Source organism: Arthrospiribacter ruber (assembly GCF_019343195.1).
GTDB classification, from domain to species: Bacteria; Bacteroidota; Bacteroidia; order Cytophagales; family Cyclobacteriaceae; genus Arthrospiribacter; species Arthrospiribacter ruber.
The window spans coordinates 737,685-757,183 of sequence record NZ_RPHB01000001.1; the positions used below are offsets into that span (position 1 = coordinate 737,685).

Consider the following 19,499-nt stretch of genomic DNA (forward strand, 5'->3'; position numbering starts at 1 on the left):
GACTTCCCTTCTTCAGATTATCCTATTAATATTGTGTTTTGGGGATTATTTAAACTAAGTCATGAAGAAAATTTTAATTACAGGAGGAGCAGGCTACATAGGCTCTCACACAGCAGTAGAATTGGTGAATGCAGGTTTTGAACCTATCATCATAGATAATTTTTCGAATTCAGAAAAATCAACTCTTTCAGGCCTTGAACAGATACTGGCTAAAAAGATTAAATGCTACGAAGAAGATTGTAATGATAAATCAGCTGTAGAGCAAATTTTCAAGGAAAACCAGCTTGAAGGTGTTATTCATTTTGCTGCATACAAAGCAGTAGGAGAGAGCACACAGGTTCCATTGAACTATTATAAAAATAATATTGACTCACTTTTGGTGATATTAGAATGTATGGCAAAATATGGGGTCAAAGATCTTGTCTTTTCTTCTTCCTGTACGGTTTATGGTCAACCTGATGTTTTGCCTGTTACAGAATCTACGCCCCGTAAAGAGGCTGAAAGCCCTTATGGAAATACCAAAAAAATCTGTGAAGACATACTTCATGATTATGTAAAAAGTAAGGCGGGGGTACGGATTATCTCCCTGAGGTATTTCAACCCTGTTGGAGCACATCCAAGTTCAGCTTTGGGAGAATTGCCTTTGGGAACTCCTAATAATTTGGTTCCTTTTATTACCCAAACTGCAGCAGGTATCAGAGAGAAGTTAACTGTATTTGGGGATGATTATGATACAGCAGACGGAAGCTGTGTAAGGGATTATATCCATGTGATGGATCTTGCAGATGCTCATGTCAAATCTTTGGAATACCTTTCTAGGCAAAAGGATGATTTCTACGATATCTTCAATGTAGGAACTGGAAATGGCAATACAGTTCTTGAAGTGGTCCATACTTTTGAAAAGGTATCCGGTAAATCGCTAAACTACATTATAGGACCTAGAAGGCCAGGTGATGTTGTAAAGGTTTGGGCAGATACTTCCAAAATCAACACTGTACTGGGCTGGAAAGCCCAATACAGCCTGGAGGATTCGCTCAGGGACTCGTGGAATTGGCAGTTGAAGCTGGGGGAGAAGGTATAAATCCTGTTCTTCTGTCTGTGAAGACCTCTTTGATGGCTTCCAAATAATCAAACCCATGTCCTTCTGTAGGTTCGATGTAGTTTCCTTCCAAATATTCATTCCAGCAACAGATCATGATGGTGTTCCCGTTGCTGGATTTATATTTTTCAGACTGTTTTTTGGCATCTTCCAGTTTAGCTTTGAAAGTTGATTTGGTGCTGTGAACCCTGTCTTTGATAGGCTCGCTGGGAAAGCCAGTTTGTTGCGGCCATGTACCACCTGCCGGTCTCATATCCCAACCCATAGCTACAGGAACCTGATATTCAAAGGCTGGGTCGTTTTTAAACAATTCACTCCATTCTTGCCAATGGCCTTTGTAAGTTTTTCTCATATCCGCATAACTTTTGTTGTCCTGACGGTAATGGTTGTGGTAAACGTATCCCGTCAGGCCTTCAAAGCCCATTCCTTTCAATCTTGGGACATAATCCTGAAACAAAAGCCTATCGGTATACCTGCCTCCCCGCCATGGTTCCTGTCTATTGTTGGGAACCCATTTGGTAGGCATACCATATTGTCTTTCATTTGGCATCATGGCTCCTGAGGCTACGGCTATGAATTTTATGCCGGACAACCCATTTTTTCTGGCCAAATCCTTAGACCTGTCCAATAGTTCCTTCATGGTGATTCCATAAAATGAAGCCCTAGATTCCGTGTCCTGAGGAAAATAGAAGTAGACAATCGGCCTTCCATCCTCTGACCTCAGATAATCTTTTCTTTTGAAATACTTGTCAATCCAAAGCTGGGTGATTTTGTCATGCACTTGTAGATAAAGTGCCTTATCAGGCTTTTCTCCTCTGTAGTTTCGCCCTGCAGCCATACTTTCAGGCGAGCCAATGTCCAGCCAGGCTCTCCAGCGTTCATCAGAATCATCGCACCAATTGATGGCCCATTTCATTTGCTTATCAGCAGGAAGCTTGGCATTTTCTCTCAAAAGTACTTCCAACTGATCATTCCATTCTTCCAATCCGGGAACAGCCACCCTTCCATCTCTATTGGGATCAATTTTCCACCCTTCTGGATAGTAAATCTTTGCCTGTGGCCCAAAATACAGGTGATAGTAATAGTGTCTGCCAAAAAACCAATCATAGGCAAAAAAATCAATGCCATAGCTTTTCATATATTCCAGTTGCTTTTTGATGACTGCCGGATCGTCTCTTTTATAAAAACCCTTGAGGGCAGAGATAGGCTTCCTGTCCAGATAAGGACCTTCGTAAGGATATTGCCTGTTGTAGATTCTGCCCCTTGGACCCCAAATGGCCGTATTCTGCAAGCTGGCACAATCTTCTCTTCCTGTGATACAGGACCAAAAGCTGTCCCGGTCAAAATTAGGATCAGAAGAAGTGTTCCAAGATGGCATATAGTACACTCCTACCATTTGCTGGGGACTGTTTTGCGTGTCCATCGTTCTTAAGAGGGAGCTCTCTCCTAATTCCTCCTCATTTGTTAAGCTTTTAGGACTTGTCTCTGCTTCAGCAAGCTGTTCGGAAGATTCATCTGATGTTTGGGAATCAGCATGCTCACAACCTTCTGGATCAATGACGACAATACCTAGAATCAGTAGAAAAGGCCAAAATATTTTCATTTTCAAAAGTGTTAGGTAATCAAATGGTTTACTTTTCTAAAATAGGAAATGCATAACGGAATTACATCTTGGAGTTAGAAATACTTTACGATTAATCTCTTTTTAGTTGTTATAAAATGTTTGAATTCAGATATTGGTAAAGACATTTTAACTTTTACTTAGGGCGTGCTGAAAAACGCCAACTGAAGAATAAATTCTTTAAATTTTGATGAATACCCCGTTTGTCAGGTATTTTTTTTTAAGCAGGTGCATGTTTATTTAATGTTATAGCTTGATTTCCGTGCTCCTTAAAATTTCAAAATTTTAAGGCTAGTCTCAGGCATACCATCTTCTTCATTGGGCTCACTCGAAGTATAAGCATACATCTTCATTCGCCCGCTTTGAATCTGGCATACCTGAGACTTTTTCAGCAAGCCCTACTTATTTTCAACAAATATTTTATGATAGCGACTTTCTTATACCTTATATTGATGGTTGGACTCGTAATAATATTGGGGTTTATCCTTTTGATAGTCATCAGAGAGGGAGTTAAATCCTGGAAATTTATTTTCCGAAAGAGAAGGTTATAAAATTTCCAAATAAAAAAAACCGTGCTGAAATTCAATTCAACACGGTTTTTTTAAGTTATTAATCTCAATATTATTTTCTGGCCAATGCTTTTTTGGCGGCCTTCACAATATTCTCGGCATTCAGTCCATATTTTTCCAGGAGCTGTGTCGGCGTACCTGATTCTCCAAAGGAATCGTTGACCCCCACATACTCCAGCGGAGCAGGATGGTTCCTGATCAGTGTCTGGGCGATGCTGTCCCCCAAACCTCCGTTGAGCTGATGCTCTTCGGCAGATACCGCGCAGCCTGTCTTGGCTACAGAATCCAATATAGCTTCCGTATCCAGAGGCTTGATGGTGTGGATGTTGATTACCTCGGCAGAGATACCTTCCTCTCTCAACATGGCTTCCGCTACCACTGCTTCCCATACCAGGTGGCCTGTGGCGAAGATGGTCACGTCCTTGCCCTCTATCATTTTCCATGCCTTGCCGATCTCAAACTTCTGGTCTGCAGGGGTGAATATAGGCCAGCTTGGTCTGCCAAACCTGAGGTAGGCAGGACCTACATGGTCCACCAATGCCAGTGTCGCGGCCTTGGTCTGATTGTAGTCACAGGGATTGATCACTGTCATGTGCGGCAGCATTCTCATCATGCCCAGGTCTTCCAGGATCTGGTGCGTAGCACCGTCCTCACCCAGCGTGAGGCCGGCATGGGAGGCGCAGATTTTCACATTCTTGTCCGAATAGGCCACAGACTGTCTGATCTGGTCATAGACCCTGCCTGTGGAGAAATTGGCAAAGGTGCCCGTGAAAGGGATTTTGCCCCCTATGGTCATACCGGCGGCAAGTCCTATCATGTTGGCTTCCGCGATACCTACCTGGAAAAACCTCTCGGGAAATTCCTTCTGAAAGGCCCCCATTTTCAGTGAACCTATCAGGTCGGCACAGAGGCCTACCACATTGGGGTTGTTTCTTCCTGCTTCCAGCAGTCCGTCACCGAAGCCGGAGCGTGTGTCCTTCTTTTCGGTATAGGTGTATTTTAAGTCAAGTGTCTTTTCCATTTCAGTAGTCTCCTAATGTTTCTTCCAATTGTCCCAGGGCATTTTCAAGCTGTTCGTCATTCGGTGCCACGCCGTGCCATTTGTGCGTGCCGACCATAAAGTCCACCCCGTAGCCCATTTCTGTGTGGAGCAGGATCATCACGGGCTTGCCCTGTCCGGTCAGGGACTTCGCCTTGGCCAGGCCTTCCAGTACGGAAGCCATGTCGTTTCCTTTTTCGATATTGACGATCTGCCAGCCAAAGGCTTCCCACTTGGCTCCGAGGTCTATCAGGTCCATGACCTTTTCGGTAGGGCCGTCGATCTGCTGTCTGTTCAGGTCAATGGCAGCGATCAGGTTGTCCACCTTGTGGTGGGCCGCATACATGGCAGCTTCCCATACCTGCCCTTCCTGCTGCTCACCGTCACCCATCATCACATAGACAAGCTTGTCATCCTGGTTGAGTTTTTTGGTCTGTGCCGCACCGATTCCTACAGAAAGTCCCTGTCCAAGAGAACCCGAGGCAATCCTGATTCCGGGAAGTCCTTCTTCTGTGGCCGGATGGCCCTGAAGCCTGGAATTGATTTTACGGAAGGTGCCCAGCTCGGGAACACCGAAGTAGCCTGATCTGGCCAACACACTGTACCAGAGTGCAGACACGTGTCCGTTGGAAAGAAAGAAAAGGTCTTCGCCTTTTCCGTCCATTTTGAAGTCGGAGTCATGCTCCATTTCATTGAAAAAGAGTGCGACAACATATTCGCACATGCCAAGGGCAGCCCCCGGGTGGCCTGACTGCACGGCATGTACCATGCGAAGACAGTCCCTTCTGACCTGGGAACAGATTCCTTCGAGATGATCGATTGAGTGTTTTTCCATTGTATTGGAATTATTTGAGTATTTGATTGGTGTGTTCTTTTGTTTTGACTTTGTCTATGATTTCTTCAACCTTGCCCTCTTCGTCTATGATAAAAGTAGTACGGGCTGTTCCCATATATTTCCTTCCATACATGGATTTTTCTACCCAGGTACCATAAGCTTCATGGACTGTTTTGTCTTCATCAGCGATCAAGGTGAAAGGCAATTCTTGCTTTTCTATAAATTTTTTGTGGGATTTTTCTGAATCAGAACTTACACCCAAGACCACATATCCTGCTTTTTGCAAAGCTTCATAATTGTCTCTCAGGTTACAAGCTTGGGCTGTACATCCAGGCGTATTGTCTTTTGGATAAAAATAAAGCACTACTTTTTTTCCTTTGAAGTCAGACAGTTTGATGGTATTTCCATCTTGATCTTTTGCTTCAAAATTCGGTGCTGCTTTTCCTACTTCTACTGACATAATGTTTTCGTTTTAAGGTTATGATTAATTTAAAGTCGTGGAGTAGCTGGCTTCATTGCCGGCCATATCCCGTACTTTTAATAAAACCTCTCCTTTGAAAGGTTGTTTGTCCAACTTTTCGGACCAAATGACATTTTGCTTGTGCTCATAGCGCATCAGGATCCAATTTCCGTTCACCAAAGCCTCAAAATCCCTGATTCCTGATTTGTCATCCCTGATGATAAAGCGAAGTTCATCGGCATTGACTTTTACCGGCCGTATTACCGGGGCTACTTTATCCTCATCTATGACAAAAGTACCAAAATTTCTGGTTTTGAAACGGATATCCTCTGATTCCCATGTGCCACCAACAAAGCTTTTCCATCCATTCGGAGACTGATGGTACACATGTGCGCGGCTTTTGTCCCCTTCAAACCCAGTATCCTTAAAAAGGACTTCCATGTTACTTTGCAGATATTCCTGGGGCGAATTGATTTTGAGAGTGGTGTTTTTTCCTTGACCGCTTTTATTTATGCGCAGGAAAAGATCATCCAATAAAGTGTTTTCTTCAAAAATTAAATCGGCCTGTTCATGGTAATAAGCCAGCTCTTCTTTGAAAGGAATTTTATATTGAACCTCTGGAAAAATGGTTTCTGTACAAAGATTGATCTCTTCAGGAACACCATAATTCATATCCCACAAATAAACCCGCTTTCCATTTGATATATAAGAGGGCATTAATTCCATGATATGCCCATTTACTTTTACCTCAGCCATTTCCCCCCATTCGGACTGTCCGACCTCGATTTTCATGACCTCCCTGTGATAGCTGACCACAGTTGGACTGGCACTGATCTTTCTGTTTTCTATTTGATCAAAAGCACCATCTGCCCCTTCAATATCCAATCCCACAAAGCGCGTATTTCCAAAATAGTCTTTCAGTGCCAATTCAACTTTCTTCTGCACTCCTGGGTCGGCTGTCAATGCTCCTGAGCCTCTTTCCTCAGGAGAATAGAGCTGCATCTGATTGTTCGGATGGTGGTAAACTCTGGTAAAGCGATTCTGATGGGTATGACTCAGGAGAAATCTGCTTTTATAAAAGTCAATGTGGTCTACGTTGATTCTAAAAAGAGGGCTGTCATTTTCGGTGAGTTCGAAAATGGGTATTCCAAAAGTATTTCCCACACCATCCATTTTATCAATTGCATAGACTTCCAGTCCGACTCTTCCGCTGATTTTGACAGTTTGTGGAATAATGTACCTGCCCCCTTCTATCAGAGGTGTAAATTCTTTTCTGGAAAATTCGCCATCTACTCGAGAAAGGTAATCCAATGGAGTCAGAGCTATTCTATAGACAATAGGAGGGGTGTTGTCTACGATTTCTTTGAAATGATACCGAAAAGGATCAATAGCATGGTCCAGTGTATCTCTGATTTCAAAGTGCAGGTGCGGTCCACCCGAACTCCCCGTGTTTCCGCCGTTACCGATGATTTCTCCCTTTTTCACGGGCAGTTCCTGTGGTTCCAAAAAAACTTCAAGGTCATTTTTCTTTTCGGCATACATTTTTTCTCTCATGAAGTTCATGATCTTCGGGGAGAAGTTTCTTAAATGGGCATAAACAGAAGATTGCCCATCATTGTGACGGATATAAAGTACGTTTCCATAACCATAGGAAGAAACCTTCATGCGGTAAACGTACCCGTCTGTGATGGACAGAATGGGCTCTCCATCTACACCGCCGATTTTCACATCGATTCCTGAGTGAAAATGATTGGGGCGGATTTCAGAGAAATTTCCGGCGAGCAAGGCCCTTTGGCCGGGTTTTACAGGAAAAAGATAGTCTTGGCCCAAGACACTAAAGGAGAGCAAAAAGAAGAAAAGAAGGGGGAATTTATTTAACTTCAAAATCGAGCAACTTTTGGTCTTCTATAAATGCTTCCAGGCGGTCGCCTACATTGATTTTACTGACTCCGGCAGGCGTTCCAGTAAAGATGAGATCTCCTTTTTTTAACGTGAAAAATCGGGATACGTATGCGATGATATCCGCAAAGTCAAATAGCATCATGGAAGTATTTCCTTTTTGCCTGGATTCACCGTTGATATTCAGGTGAAAATTGATGTCATCTAGTTGGGAAAATTGTGCAAGGGGCAAAAAACCACCGATAGGCGCAGAGCCATTGAAGGCTTTGGCGATTTCCCAAGGCAAACCTTTGGATTTGCACTTTTCCTGAAGGTCGCGCGCAGTAAAATCTATTCCTATTCCGATTTCTTCAAAATACCTGTGTGCAAATTCCTTTTGAATATACTTACCTTCCTTGGAGACTTTTAAAACCAACTCCACCTCATAATGGATATTTTGTGAAAAATCAGGATGGAAAAAAGGAGCATTGTTCTTTAAAACAGCGGTGTCCGGTTTGAGGAAAACCACAGGTTCTGTAGGTCTTTCATTTTTGAGTTCCTCTATGTGTTCAGCGTAATTCCTGCCTATGGCAATGACTTTCATGGATGAGATATTCAGTGTTGGGAAACAAAATAAAGGATTTTTTCCCAGTCCTTCATGCAGTTTTTTATAAAGCCTTACAATAAGATGTTTACTCGGCTTTCAATACTTTTATTGAAGGATTTAGACTAAGGATTGAATTTATAAATTCCTGATTGTTTTTAGGTGCAATATAAATTTCATCAAATTTATTGTATCGGATAAGAATGCCTTTAGAAGCCAATGCGGGTTTCAATCCGGTCCATTTATTTATGTTCGGTTCAAGTGATTTAATTTCCCTAAAAGGAATTTCCCCATTGATAAATCCTGATCTGTAGTAAAACTTTGTGGAGTCAAGAGCATAGGAAGTTGTCAAGTAAAGGTGAACAAGGTGGGCTAATACAATGAGCATTGAAAAAGCAAAGACAATTGAAAATTTGTCTGAGAAAAATGAATAGATCAACAAGCCCAATAAAATTCCTGAAAGGGAGATGAAAAGTTTACCTTTTCTGGCTTTGAATTTTTTAAGTGTCATTTGTTCGATTTCTATTTTAAGCTTTGAAAATATCTCTCCGTCTAGTAATGAACAAAGAGATAAATATTTGAAACACCTGCTTTAGGCATAATTTAATATGATTATCTGCTTTCTTACCAATAAAATCTTCAAAATAGAATAAACGTATGATTTCAAGCCAATCCCGATAAACCGGTACAAGTTATCAATAAGTAAGTTGTCCGCCAAGGCGGATCCAACTTGCCTGCGGCAGGCAGGTATCTATAAGTATCTGGTTGATTCAATACCCATAATAAATTGGTTACTGGTCAAATTGCGGTTATACATATAATTTAATGTGAGTATACGCTTCATTGCACATAGCCATAGATTGTTTTGAACCATTTCTTTCTGCTAAATTTTAATCAAAATTTGATTATGAAGCTACTTTTTCCTTGATGAAAAAGTAGCCAAAAAATCAAGAATTTCGAATCCTATCCACGCTCAAGGCCTGCGCTGGCCCGGTCGAAATTCATCCCACCCTCCAATACCCAAATTTACGGTTAAAAGTAAAGTTGGCAGTTTGGCTCTTAAGGTTTAACGTGCAAGGATCCGGATACTCATATAATTTAATAAAAATCCATTAGAAACTGAACATATAGATTTAATGAGTTGTTTACGTGTATATACATTTAATATTATTACATCAATTTGAATTTTAATACCCGAAATAATGAAACAAGTTCCTATCATTTCTCTCCAAGAAGCCGCTGAACTGGTCAAGGATGGAGATATTTTACTGCAAGGTGGATTTGGGATGACCGGAAATCCGGTTCACTTGATGCATGCATTGGCAGAGACGGCAACCAAAGACCTGACCTTTATTGGAAATAATGTCGGTGAACCTGGAATAGGAGGGGGAAGGCTGTTGAGAAATGGGCAGATCAAAAAGATGATCGGTTCGTTCTTTACTTCCAACCCAGAGGCAGTCAAAGCTGCGCAAGAGGGCAGAGTAGAATTTGAATTGATTCCTCAAGGTTCATTGGCTGAGGCCATCAGGGCCGGTGGGGCTGGAATTGGTGGTTTTTATACTCCGACTTCCGAAGGAACTGTGATTGCAGAAGGAAAAGAGATGAAAGAAATTGATGGGGTGAAGCAGGTTTTTGTAAAGGGAATCAAAGGAGATGTAGCCTTTATCCGTGCTTGGAAAGCAGACACTGCCGGGAACCTACAATACCGCCTGACTGAGCAGAACTTCAATCCTGCCATGGCCACAGCAGCTAAGATAGTCATTGCAGAAGTGGAAGAAATTGTACCTGTTGGAGCGCTTGATCCCAATTTTATCCATACCCCAAGCTGCTTTGTGGATTATTTGGTAGAAGTGAAATTAACAGAAGAGGATTTAGGTTCTTCAGCAAAAGTGGGCAGTTCGGAAGATATTCCTGCTGACCGGATGCTGATTGCCAAAAGAGCCTTGCAAGAATTACATAAAGGTGATGTGGTCAATCTAGGGATAGGAATACCTACCTTAATTGCCAATTTGATCAGTCCTGAGGATGGTATCATCATGCATTCAGAAAATGGCATGTTGGGAATTGGTCCATCTCCTAAGGAAGGGGGAGCCATGGATTACCCTGTCAATGCTGGAAAGATCCCGGTAACGGCTTTGCCCGGTTCATCATACTTTGATTCTGCTGCTTCTTTTGGCATGATCAGAGGTAAGCATGTGGACGTAGCCGTGATGGGAGGCTTGGAAGTGGATGAAGCAGGAAACTTGGCCAACTGGGCTGTACCCGGTAGACCGCTATTAGGAGTTGGTGGGGCCATGGACTTGGCTTCTGGTGCAAGGAAGTTGATCGTGACGATGAACCATACCTCACCCAAAGGGTCTAAAATCGTGAAATCCTGTAACTTGCCTTTGACAGCTAAGGCTTCGGTGGATATGGTGATTACAGAGTTGGCTGTGTTTGAATTTATCGAAGGGAAATTGACCCTAAGGGAATTGATGCCGGGAGTGAGCCTAGAAGAGGTGAAGGAAAATACTGAGGCTGAGTTTGAAGTTGGATTGTAGATTGTAGATTGTAGATTTAAGATTGTAGATATAAGATTTAAGATTCAAGACATAAGAAACTGGAAAAGAGGGGCGAAAAGCGAGACACAACCTTTAAGGTCTTTTTTTGACCTCGAAGATTTTATTATAGCTCTCTAATATGAAAAAAATGATACCACACTTTCAATTTTGATAATGGATTGAAAATATATTCAACATTAATACTGGATCAATATCCAAAAGTATCTTATCCGCTTGTGGCGGATTGAATATCCATTAATGTCTGAATCATAAAAAAACCAGGTATAAATAGATTGCCAGTTTCTTTCCAGAGGTTCATATCAAAATATTACACGTTAAATCCATTTTCTATTAATACCATTATAACCATAGAATTATATACCTTATGAACTACAATGCATATATTATAGATGGCATTAGGACGCCAATCGGGAATTTTGGTGGGGGATTATCTGCTGTAAGGGCTGATGATCTTGCAGCCATGGTTATCAGCGAATTGGTCAAAAGAAACCCTGTTATTCCTACTTATCAAATTGATGATGTGATTTTGGGCTGCCACAATCAGGCAGGAGAGGACAATAGAAATGTAGCTAGAATGTCCGCACTTCTGGCTGGACTTCCAGTGACTGTGCCGGGAGAAACGATCAATAGACTTTGTGCCTCGGGTATGTCTTCCATCATTCATGCCGCTAGGGCTATTGCAGCAGGAGATGGGAATATTTTCATTGCGGGTGGAGTAGAGCAGATGACCCGTGGACCTTTGGTGATCTCCAAAGCAAGCAGGGCTTTTGGCAATGATGCTAAAATGGAAGACTCCAGCTTCGGCTGGCGCTTTGTCAATCCCAAGATGGAGGAAATGTATGGCACAGATCCCATGGGAATCACAGCTGAAAACCTCGTGGATCAGTATCAGATCAATAGAGCAGATCAGGATTTGTTTGCCTACCATTCTCAAATGAAAGCTGCTGAAGCACAACTAAAAGGAATCTTGGCGGAGGAAATTATGCCAGTTACTATTCCCCAGAGAAAATCCGAACCTATAGTTTTTGATCAGGATGAATTCATCAAGCCTCAGACTACTCTGGAGGCATTGAACAAGCTCAGGGCTGTTTTTAAAAAAGACGGAACCGTGACTGCCGGCAATGCTTCGGGCTTAAATGATGGAGCCGCAGCTACCTTGATTGTGTCTGAGAAGATTGTCAAGGAATATGGTCTAAAGCCTTTGGCTAAAATTGTGAGTTCTGCAGTAGTGGGAGTGGAGCCTAGAATCATGGGCATTGGACCAGTTCCTGCTACTAAGAAAGCCTTGGAGAAAGCCGGCTTGACCCTAGAAGATATGGATGTGATAGAGTTGAATGAAGCTTTTGCCGCTCAAAGTTTGGCTTGTACAAGAGCATTGGGATTATCCGATAATGATCCAAGGGTGAATATTAATGGGGGAGCGATTGCGCTAGGCCATCCATTGGGTATGTCCGGAACCAGGATTACATTGACTGCTGCCAAATCATTGCAGAGATTGAATAAGAAATATGCCTTGGCAACCATGTGTATTGGGGTAGGGCAGGGCTATGCCGTGGTGTTGGAAAGGGTTTAAATGTATTATTCCAATATGAGTATCTGCCTCATTGCACGAAGCCATTGATTGTTTGAACCAGTTCTTTTTGCTAAATTTTAATCGAAATTTGATTATGAAGCTACTTTTTCTCCCGATTTTCGGGACAGGCTTTGATGAAAAAGTAGCCAAAAAATCAAGAATTTCGAATTCCCGAAAAAAATCGGGACAGGCTCTATCCGCGCTCAAGGCCCGCGCTGGCCCGGTCGAAATTCGTCCCACCCTCCAAAATTCCAATTTACTGTTAATAGTCAATAAGAGGGTTTGGCTTTAAAGGTTCAAAGTGCATGGATCCGGAAACTTATAAAAACGAAAGGTTCAAGCCATATGACTTGAACCTTTGTTTTTGGAGTAGTTGATTAAAAAAAATGATATCTAATTTAGTAATCAATATAGAACCCTAAACCTGATTGTGCCAGGGATTTGCTTCATGGCATCTATGACTTCAGGGGAATAGGCTTTGTCTATGTCAGTAATCACATAACCGATTTTTTCATTTGTTTTGAGGTATTGACCTACAATGTTGATTTCAAAATCTGCCAATACTTTATTGATTTTGGCCAGAATTCCCGGTTCATTTTGGTGAATATGTATCAACCTGTGCGCATCCTGAAGGAATGGAAGTTGGATGTTAGGGAAGTTGACAGAGTTGTAAGTGTTTCCGGTATTGATGTATTCCATGATCTTGCCAGGAACAAATCTGGCAATGTTGACCTGAGCTTCAGAAGTGGAGCCTCCTATATGTGGGGTCAGCACTACATTTTTACAGCCGATCAGTTCAGATACAAATGGTTCTTCATTGTTCTTGGGTTCTTCAGGGAAAACATCTATGGCAGCACCGGCTAAATGCCCGCTGTCCAAAGCTGCCTTTAAAGCAGGAATGTCGACCACATGTCCACGGCTCAGGTTGAGCAGGTAGCTACCCTTTTTCATCAACTTGATTTTATCTGCGTCAATGAGGTTATGATTTTCTTTTCTCCCATCCACGTGAAGGGTAAGCACATCTACGTTCTGTAGCAATTCCTCCAAAGATTCTACTTTAGTCGCATTGCCTAAGGCCAGTTTTTCAATGACATCATAGTAATAGACATCCAGTCCCATGCTTTCAGCCAAGACTGAAAGTTGAGCACCTATGTTTCCATACCCGATGATGCCCAGTTTTTTACCACGGATCTCAAAACTTCCGCTTGCAGATTTGTCCCAAATGCCCTTGTGCATGCCAAGACTTTTGTCATGGAAATTCCTCATCAGAAATATGATCTCTGCAATGGCCATTTCCACTACAGATCTGGTATTGCTGAAAGGGGCATTGAATACTGCAATACCTTTTTCTGTACAAGTATCCAGATCAATCTGATTGGTTCCTATGCAAAAAGCTCCAATTGAAATCAGACGATTCGCGTTTTCAAGTACTTTCTTGGTTACATTGGTTTTGGATCTTATTCCTAGAATGGAGACTTTTTTGATTTTTTCAGCCAATTCCTCTTCAGATAGAGCAGAGGCGATAATTTCTACATTGTAACCTTCCTGCTTCATCAATTCGATCCCTATAGGATGGACATTTTCTAGCAGAAGTACATTGATGCGGCTTTTTGGGTAGGAGAATTTTTTGTTCATTTTGTTGACATAAAGAATTTCATCAAGACTCGGTGCGATATGGTCTGCTTTTGAGGTGACTTTTGGTCGCTCCACGTTTTCAGTAAAGGCATAAAACTTATTGGCCAAACCGGATGCTTTGATTTCATAATCAGTATATCCGTCACCGATCACATAAATATCGCCTTCTAAGTTAAGATTTTTGATGGTTTCCGGCTTGCCTCCATTCTTGGAAAGGATATTTTCTCTATTGAAATCCACAATTTTTCCATTTTCATCGTAGACAAACTCGTTGGCAAAAACATTTTCCGCCTTGATTCCATATTCACCTACTATGGGGGTGATAAAATCCTTGAAACCATTGGAAATGATGATGATGTCCTCCGCATTTTCTTCAAAAAACTTTTTATTACGCTGAAAGGACTTGGATACCTTCGTTTTCAAAGCTTCAACTAAGGTGGAGATCTGGGGTTGTGTGGCTTCGAGAATTTCCAGCCTTTTTTCCAGACTTTCCCTAAAGTTCAAACTTCCTTCCATTCCCTGATCTGTGATGTCTTTGATGGCTTTGAGCTTCTCTGTTTTTTTCGGATCTTTTTCCAAGCTTATTTCTCCTAGGACATCAAGTGCTTCTACTTGGGTAAAAGTACTGTCAAAATCAATGATGAATTTTTTGTTACTGGGCATTACTGTTGTAAAGTTTTTGTTAATGGCTGTTCAAAATTATAATATTATTAAAAAAATATTCTGTTTATTGAATAAAATACTTTTCAAATAAATAGGTTCTCAATCTGCAATCGATTGTGCATACAAATAGCAATATTTCAAAATTTAAAATTTTACCCAGCTTTTTCTCCAAAACAAAAAAAGTGACCAGTTGGTGGCCACTTTTTATTGTCTTTTAGTGAGCGGAAATTACCTAATTGATTTGATCAAGCGCTCGTTCAAACCTACATAATCAGGATTCTTGGCTTCTTTTGCCATGTCCATGGATTTTTTTGCAGATTCTATAGCTTCTTTTTTCTTGCCCAATTCAAGTTCAATTTTTGCCTTCAGGTGCATGGTCCAATATTTTGGATCATCTTCTTCGGATTTGACTATCCATTCGTATGCCTGATCCATGTCTTTTTTGTTGGTAAAGTAATAATTGGCAGCCTGATAGTAGAGGCCGGGATTGGTGGGTTGCTGATCTATGACCAGGTCTTTTATCTGATCCATTACAATTCCATCTACTTCCGTTTCAATTCTGAATTTCACTCTTGTGTTTTCCCATTTGATGGCCAGAGAAGCACCAGTGTCAGTGATGTCTACGAAGTTGATTTCCATGGTTTCATACCTTTGTCCGGTTTTACCTGGCTTTACCCTAAATCTCATGACATCATCTTCGTCAGTATATCCTACAGCTCCCCAGAGCTTGGTATTGGAAGATACAATGATGGTCCAATCATCTTTGCGCGGAATAGAGTAGAGCGCATAAGTACCTGCCGGAAGGTCATTGCCTTCTAGCTTCACATCTGTGGAAAATGTAATGGTGGTGGCGGCATTGGCACCTGTTCTCCATACATCTCCGAATGGAACCAACTCACCGAAAATTTTTCTTCCCCGCATACTGGGCCTGCTATATTCTACAGTAACATCAGTGAGTCCTACTTTTTGGCTGATTTGAGCGGATGGACTTGCTTGTGGCATTTGGATTTGCTGGGCTTCTGCTACTGTCAGGCAAAGCACAGTCAATAAAAGGGTCAGAATTCTTGTTTTGATGTTCATATATTGGAATAGTTTATATAAAATTTGATTAGGCTGATAGTTAATTTCTTGCGATTCTTAGTTCATATGCTAACTTTGCTATAATTGCTAAGTAATTATACCCATTATAAACTGACATTTGAAAGTGCTTTTTGCGAAAATAACAATTGTTGTTCCTAAAGGACGCGCAGCAGGCATTTTTATTTGAAATATTAGAATTACAGATGAGTTTGGCCATAATTTCACCGGGAAAAAATGTGACCGTTTGGATTGAAAACTTTAAAAAGTTAGATCCAAGTCTTAAGGTGCAGGTGTATCCTGATATTACCCATCCAGAAGAAGTGCAGGCAGTGACTTTATGGAACCATCCCAAGGGGATCCTGGATGATTTTCCAAACTTGAAACTCGTCTGCTCAATGGGCGCTGGTGTAGATCACATTTTGGCTGATGAAAGTATTCCCGAAGACTTGCCCATTACCAGAATCATAGATGACAAACTCACCCAGTCAATGACCAATTATGTAGTGATGGGTGTGCTTAATTTTCACAGGCAAATCAAACGCTACCAAAATGATCAGCAAAGGAAAGTTTGGGATATGTCAAATCCCGAAATCCCTGTAAGAGTAGGTATACTCGGAGTAGGAGAGTTAGGAGGAGATATTGCTGAAAAATTGATGCAATTGAGGTTTGAGGTTGTGGGTTTTGGCAACTCCCCAAAAGAAAATTTGAGCTTTGAATATTTTTTTGGAGATGAAATACATAAATTTCTATCTAAAATAAATATATTGGTATGTATGTTGCCTTTGACAGAAAAAACTGAGGGGGTTTTGAACCTTGATTTTTTCAAAAAATGTCAAAAGGGAACTTACCTGATCAATGTGGCCCGAGGAAGGCATTTAGTAGAAGAGGACCTATTAAAAGCGCTGGATGAGGGCTATATTTCAGGTGCACTGTTAGATGTTTTCCAAAAAGAGCCTTTACCGGTAGAACACCCTTTTTGGGAAAGAGAGGAAATCACGATTACGCCTCACATCGCCAGTGTCACCAACCCGGCGGCCGCGGCCCCACAGATTATTGAGAATTACCACCGAATTAAAAAATGTCAACCATTCATTAATCAAATAAACAGAAAGAGAGGATACTAAAGACGATGAAAGAAAATTTTAAAATCGTCTGCCCGGTAGATTTTTCAGAATGCTCATTGAATGCTGTGGAATACGCAGCAAGGTTGGGTGAAAAATATAGGGCAGACCTGATACTTATTCATGTTCCGGACAAGGATGATTATCAGAAGCTAGCTGCAGCAGACGGTCATGGGGGCGATCAGTATGCCTTTATCCAGAAAAAACTTGAGAGTCTGGTGCAGACCGTAATAGAGGAAAGCCTGTCCAAAGGACTTATTTCCTGCCAATCCCACATCAAAGAGGGAAAAATTGTAAGTACAGTGGTAGATTTTGCCAATGACAACAATGCCGACCTGATAGTGATGGGAACCGAGGGTGTCAATGAGTTTAAAAACAACTATATAGGCACTAAAGCGAGTAAAATCGTTACCAGATCAAGTGTTGATGTGTTTGTAATTCCACGGAAAGTTTATTTTAAACCACCAAGAAAGTTTGTCTATGCTACCGATTACCTAGAGGAAGATAAAGTAGCTGTACAAAAAATTGTGGAATTGGCAGGGTTTTTCGATAGTGAAATAGACGTAGTGCATGTGTCTTCAAAAGAGACTTCCATAGACAAATCACTTCATAAAACCATGGTGGAGGAACTTAGTCCCTTTATCAAGTACGAAAAGGTGAATTATGTACTTAAATCATATAGGGACGAACCAGGCCTTGGGCTTGAGAATTACCTGATTACTGCGAAAGGGGATATTCTGGTCACATTGAGTAAAAAGAAATCCTGGTTTGAGAATGTTTTTACCAACAACCTGTCTAAAAAGATGTCTTACTTCATCAATAAACCCTTATTGGTTTTAAAAAGAGCTTAACACCCAATGGAATCATCCATTATTCTTTTTGAATCCATTAGAAATGAAATCTAAAAATTCTCTTTGAGTGGTTTTATCTGTAAATACTTTTTTAAGTGTTTTCAGGTAGCCACTCAAAGTCATTTTTCTGGGGACTTCATCAGGCGACATAGGCTCCATGCTGATTTCAGGTTCATTTGACTTATTGGGATTGTTTGAAGGGGGCATTTTCCCAATGGGAGGAAGGCCATTTGTGTCCTTAGGTTTGTATCCTACCAGATCATCTGCTTTTTCGAAGCTTTTTTTGGACTTTGATTGATACCCCAATTTCTCTTCTACCAAGCCCTTATTGTTGTAAGCCACAGCATCTTCGGGATCCAGTTCTATTGCCTTTTCATAATCTTCTATGGCACCTTGAAGGTCACCGATCCTGTCTTTGAAATAGGCCCTGCTGGAATACCTGTAAGGGTTAGAGGGCTCCAGATTGATGGCTCGATCAAATTCTCCCATGGCTTCATCATCTCTTTTGAGTAAATGGAGGACTACAGCGCGGTCACTGATATAGGTTGGGTTGAAGGGATCTTGCTCGATCAGGTAGTCAAAGTCGCTCAGGGAAGCAGCAAGCTTACCCAGACGGGTCTGCACCCTGGCTCTGAAGAAATAAAACTCGAAATTAGAGGGGTTTTCTTCGATACTCTTATTGATGGAGTCCAGGGCTTCTTGGAATTTTCCTTCTTTGAACTGCTGAACGGACTTTTCAAAATTGCTCACGGTAGAATTTGTTGGTTGTAATAAAATACAAAGTTAAGCAGCAGAAAGTTTAAAATTAAATCCCAAAGGTATTCAAGAGGGCTTTTGAAAAATGCTTTTCTTTATATCTTTGACCTGAAAACTGAGTTATGCCAAGTAAGCCGGAAGTAGTATTAAAGGATTTGAAAGCGGGAAAATACGCACCTGTTTATTTTTTGCAGGGTGAGGAGCCCTTTTTTATAGATCAGATCAGTGATTTTATTGAAAAAAATGCCATCCCCGAACATGAAAAGGGTTTTAATCAGGTAGTCATGTACGGAAAAGATGTCAGCATGACGGATATTCTCAGCAATGCGAGGAGATTTCCCATGATGGCCGACAGGCAAGTGGTCATTGTCAAAGAGGCCCAAAACATCTATGGTTTGGGAAAGGAGGATATTGATAACATGTTTATTCAATACCTGCAAAACCCCCTTCCAAGTACCATTCTCGTAATAGCCCATAAGTACAAGAAGCTGGACGGAAGAAAACCTTTGGTAAAGGAATTGGACAAAAAGGCTGTGTTGGTCACCAGTGAAAAGGTAAAAGACTGGGATCTGAGTAAATGGGTTGAAGTGTATGTGCAGGATCAAGGTCACATGATTGATGCGCAGACGGCTACTTTTTTGGCTGATAGTATTGGCAACAACCTGGAAGTGATCAGCAATGAACTTGGTAAAATGTTTATCAATTTCAATGAAAAAACAAAGATCACAAAAGAGCATATCCAGCGATTTATTGGGATAAATAAGGAATACAACACTTTTGAACTGACCAAAGCCATAGGCTTTAAGGATGTGGTGAAGGCCAATAAAATCATTCATTATTTTTCCCAAAACCCAAAAAATCACCCCCTGATTCCGATCATAGCTTTATTGTTTAGTTACTTTCATAAATTGGCCCTTATCCATTACAATGGGAAGTTGCCCGAATCGGAACTGGCGAAAAAAGCAGGTGTGCATCCCTTCTTCCTAAAAGAATACCGGGTGGCTGCCAAAAATTATCAATTAGGCAAGGTTATTGATTGCTTTTCCCATATCCGTGAAGCAGATTTGAGATCCAAAGGAGTAGATTCCGGAGATATGGAAAATGCTGAAATTTTGCGGGAAATGATATTTAAAATCATGCACTGATAATTGTGC

At 41.3% G+C, this 19,499-nt stretch carries 16 protein-coding genes; 6 read left to right on the forward strand and 10 right to left on the reverse strand.

The window, feature by feature from the left end; translation table 11 throughout:
* Nucleotides 1–61 precede the first annotated feature (61 nt).
* Nucleotides 62–1,081: a UDP-glucose 4-epimerase GalE gene (gene galE, locus EGN73_RS02850; protein ID WP_219286901.1), complete on the forward strand. Its 1,020-nt coding sequence runs from the start codon at nt 62–64 to the stop codon at nt 1,079–1,081.
* On the opposite strand, the gene EGN73_RS02855 is transcribed toward galE, so the two are convergent.
* The 7 genes from EGN73_RS02855 to EGN73_RS02885 all read right to left on the reverse strand — a co-directional run bounded on the left by EGN73_RS02855 (nt 1,035) and on the right by EGN73_RS02885 (nt 8,616).
* Nucleotides 1,035–2,702 (reverse strand): glycoside hydrolase family 99-like domain-containing protein, encoded by a 1,668-nt coding sequence (locus tag EGN73_RS02855; RefSeq protein ID WP_219286902.1) that lies wholly within the window; start codon nt 2,700–2,702, stop codon nt 1,035–1,037. The two genes, galE and EGN73_RS02855, sit on opposite strands and share 47 nt — an antisense overlap.
* A gap of 639 nt (nt 2,703–3,341) precedes the next feature.
* Nucleotides 3,342–4,310: a transketolase family protein gene (locus EGN73_RS02860; protein WP_219286903.1), complete on the reverse strand. Its 969-nt coding sequence runs from the start codon at nt 4,308–4,310 to the stop codon at nt 3,342–3,344.
* A gap of 1 nt (nt 4,311) precedes the next feature.
* On the reverse strand, nt 4,312–5,163 hold the full coding sequence (locus EGN73_RS02865; protein ID WP_219286905.1) for a transketolase: 852 nt from the start codon (nt 5,161–5,163) through the stop codon (nt 4,312–4,314).
* Between the two features lie 10 nt (nt 5,164–5,173).
* The gene (gene bcp, locus EGN73_RS02870) at nt 5,174–5,623 is read right to left on the reverse strand and encodes a thioredoxin-dependent thiol peroxidase (RefSeq protein ID WP_009036360.1); all 450 of its coding nucleotides are present in this window, start codon (nt 5,621–5,623) and stop codon (nt 5,174–5,176) included.
* A gap of 24 nt (nt 5,624–5,647) precedes the next feature.
* Complete coding sequence (locus tag EGN73_RS02875) at nt 5,648–7,507, reverse strand: M23 family metallopeptidase (protein WP_219286906.1); 1,860 nt, start codon at nt 7,505–7,507, stop codon at nt 5,648–5,650.
* Entirely contained in the window at nt 7,494–8,105 is a 612-nt protein-coding gene (locus EGN73_RS02880; protein ID WP_219286907.1) for a fumarylacetoacetate hydrolase family protein, read from the reverse strand. The genes EGN73_RS02875 and EGN73_RS02880 overlap by 14 nt, the downstream gene beginning before the upstream one ends.
* 88 nt (nt 8,106–8,193) lie before the next feature.
* The gene (locus EGN73_RS02885) at nt 8,194–8,616 is read right to left on the reverse strand and encodes a PH domain-containing protein (protein WP_219286908.1); all 423 of its coding nucleotides are present in this window, start codon (nt 8,614–8,616) and stop codon (nt 8,194–8,196) included.
* Nucleotides 8,617–9,307: 691 nt separating this feature from the next.
* Between EGN73_RS02885 and EGN73_RS02890 the strand changes: the two genes are divergently transcribed.
* Both EGN73_RS02890 and pcaF read left to right on the forward strand, forming a co-directional pair.
* Entirely contained in the window at nt 9,308–10,645 is a 1,338-nt protein-coding gene (locus EGN73_RS02890; RefSeq protein WP_219286909.1) for a 3-oxoacid CoA-transferase, read from the forward strand.
* Between the two features lie 385 nt (nt 10,646–11,030).
* Nucleotides 11,031–12,239 carry a 3-oxoadipyl-CoA thiolase gene (pcaF, locus tag EGN73_RS02895; protein WP_219286910.1) on the forward strand — a complete coding sequence of 403 codons (1,209 nt, stop codon included), beginning with the start codon at nt 11,031–11,033 and terminating at the stop codon, nt 12,237–12,239.
* 405 nt (nt 12,240–12,644) lie between these two features.
* Here pcaF and serA read toward each other — a convergent pair whose 3' ends face one another.
* Both serA and EGN73_RS02905 read right to left on the reverse strand, forming a co-directional pair.
* Complete coding sequence (serA, locus tag EGN73_RS02900; protein WP_219286911.1) at nt 12,645–14,537, reverse strand: phosphoglycerate dehydrogenase; 1,893 nt, start codon at nt 14,535–14,537, stop codon at nt 12,645–12,647.
* Between the two features lie 228 nt (nt 14,538–14,765).
* On the reverse strand, nt 14,766–15,617 hold the full coding sequence (locus EGN73_RS02905) for a DUF2911 domain-containing protein (protein WP_219286912.1): 852 nt from the start codon (nt 15,615–15,617) through the stop codon (nt 14,766–14,768).
* Between the two features lie 203 nt (nt 15,618–15,820).
* Between EGN73_RS02905 and EGN73_RS02910 the strand changes: the two genes are divergently transcribed.
* Both EGN73_RS02910 and EGN73_RS02915 read left to right on the forward strand, forming a co-directional pair.
* Nucleotides 15,821–16,741 (forward strand): 2-hydroxyacid dehydrogenase, encoded by a 921-nt coding sequence (locus EGN73_RS02910; RefSeq protein WP_219286914.1) that lies wholly within the window; start codon nt 15,821–15,823, stop codon nt 16,739–16,741.
* A gap of 5 nt (nt 16,742–16,746) precedes the next feature.
* The gene (locus tag EGN73_RS02915; RefSeq protein ID WP_219286915.1) at nt 16,747–17,589 is read left to right on the forward strand and encodes a universal stress protein; all 843 of its coding nucleotides are present in this window, start codon (nt 16,747–16,749) and stop codon (nt 17,587–17,589) included.
* Nucleotides 17,590–17,601: 12 nt separating this feature from the next.
* Here EGN73_RS02915 and EGN73_RS02920 read toward each other — a convergent pair whose 3' ends face one another.
* Nucleotides 17,602–18,339 carry a tetratricopeptide repeat protein gene (locus EGN73_RS02920; protein ID WP_219286916.1) on the reverse strand — a complete coding sequence of 246 codons (738 nt, stop codon included), beginning with the start codon at nt 18,337–18,339 and terminating at the stop codon, nt 17,602–17,604.
* 128 nt (nt 18,340–18,467) lie between these two features.
* Between EGN73_RS02920 and holA the strand changes: the two genes are divergently transcribed.
* A complete protein-coding gene (holA, locus tag EGN73_RS02925; protein WP_219286917.1) occupies nt 18,468–19,490 on the forward strand; it encodes a DNA polymerase III subunit delta in 1,023 nt (340 codons plus the stop codon).
* Nucleotides 19,491–19,499 lie beyond the last annotated feature (9 nt).

What these genes read in the sequence shown, in the direction of transcription:
- galE (WP_219286901.1), top strand. Translation starts at nt 62, where the DNA reads ATGAAGAAAATTTTAATTACAGGAGGAGCAGGCTACATAGGCTCTCAC.
- EGN73_RS02855 (WP_219286902.1), bottom strand. Translation starts at nt 2,702, where the DNA reads ATGAAAATATTTTGGCCTTTTCTACTGATTCTAGGTATTGTCGTCATT.
- EGN73_RS02860 (WP_219286903.1), bottom strand. Translation starts at nt 4,310, where the DNA reads ATGGAAAAGACACTTGACTTAAAATACACCTATACCGAAAAGAAGGAC.
- EGN73_RS02865 (WP_219286905.1), bottom strand. Translation starts at nt 5,163, where the DNA reads ATGGAAAAACACTCAATCGATCATCTCGAAGGAATCTGTTCCCAGGTC.
- bcp (WP_009036360.1), bottom strand. Translation starts at nt 5,623, where the DNA reads ATGTCAGTAGAAGTAGGAAAAGCAGCACCGAATTTTGAAGCAAAAGAT.
- EGN73_RS02880 (WP_219286907.1), bottom strand. Translation starts at nt 8,105, where the DNA reads ATGAAAGTCATTGCCATAGGCAGGAATTACGCTGAACACATAGAGGAA.
- EGN73_RS02885 (WP_219286908.1), bottom strand. Translation starts at nt 8,616, where the DNA reads ATGACACTTAAAAAATTCAAAGCCAGAAAAGGTAAACTTTTCATCTCC.
- EGN73_RS02890 (WP_219286909.1), top strand. Translation starts at nt 9,308, where the DNA reads ATGAAACAAGTTCCTATCATTTCTCTCCAAGAAGCCGCTGAACTGGTC.
- pcaF (WP_219286910.1), top strand. Translation starts at nt 11,031, where the DNA reads ATGAACTACAATGCATATATTATAGATGGCATTAGGACGCCAATCGGG.
- serA (WP_219286911.1), bottom strand. Translation starts at nt 14,537, where the DNA reads ATGCCCAGTAACAAAAAATTCATCATTGATTTTGACAGTACTTTTACC.
- EGN73_RS02905 (WP_219286912.1), bottom strand. Translation starts at nt 15,617, where the DNA reads ATGAACATCAAAACAAGAATTCTGACCCTTTTATTGACTGTGCTTTGC.
- EGN73_RS02910 (WP_219286914.1), top strand. Translation starts at nt 15,821, where the DNA reads ATGAGTTTGGCCATAATTTCACCGGGAAAAAATGTGACCGTTTGGATT.
- EGN73_RS02915 (WP_219286915.1), top strand. Translation starts at nt 16,747, where the DNA reads ATGAAAGAAAATTTTAAAATCGTCTGCCCGGTAGATTTTTCAGAATGC.
- holA (WP_219286917.1), top strand. Translation starts at nt 18,468, where the DNA reads ATGCCAAGTAAGCCGGAAGTAGTATTAAAGGATTTGAAAGCGGGAAAA.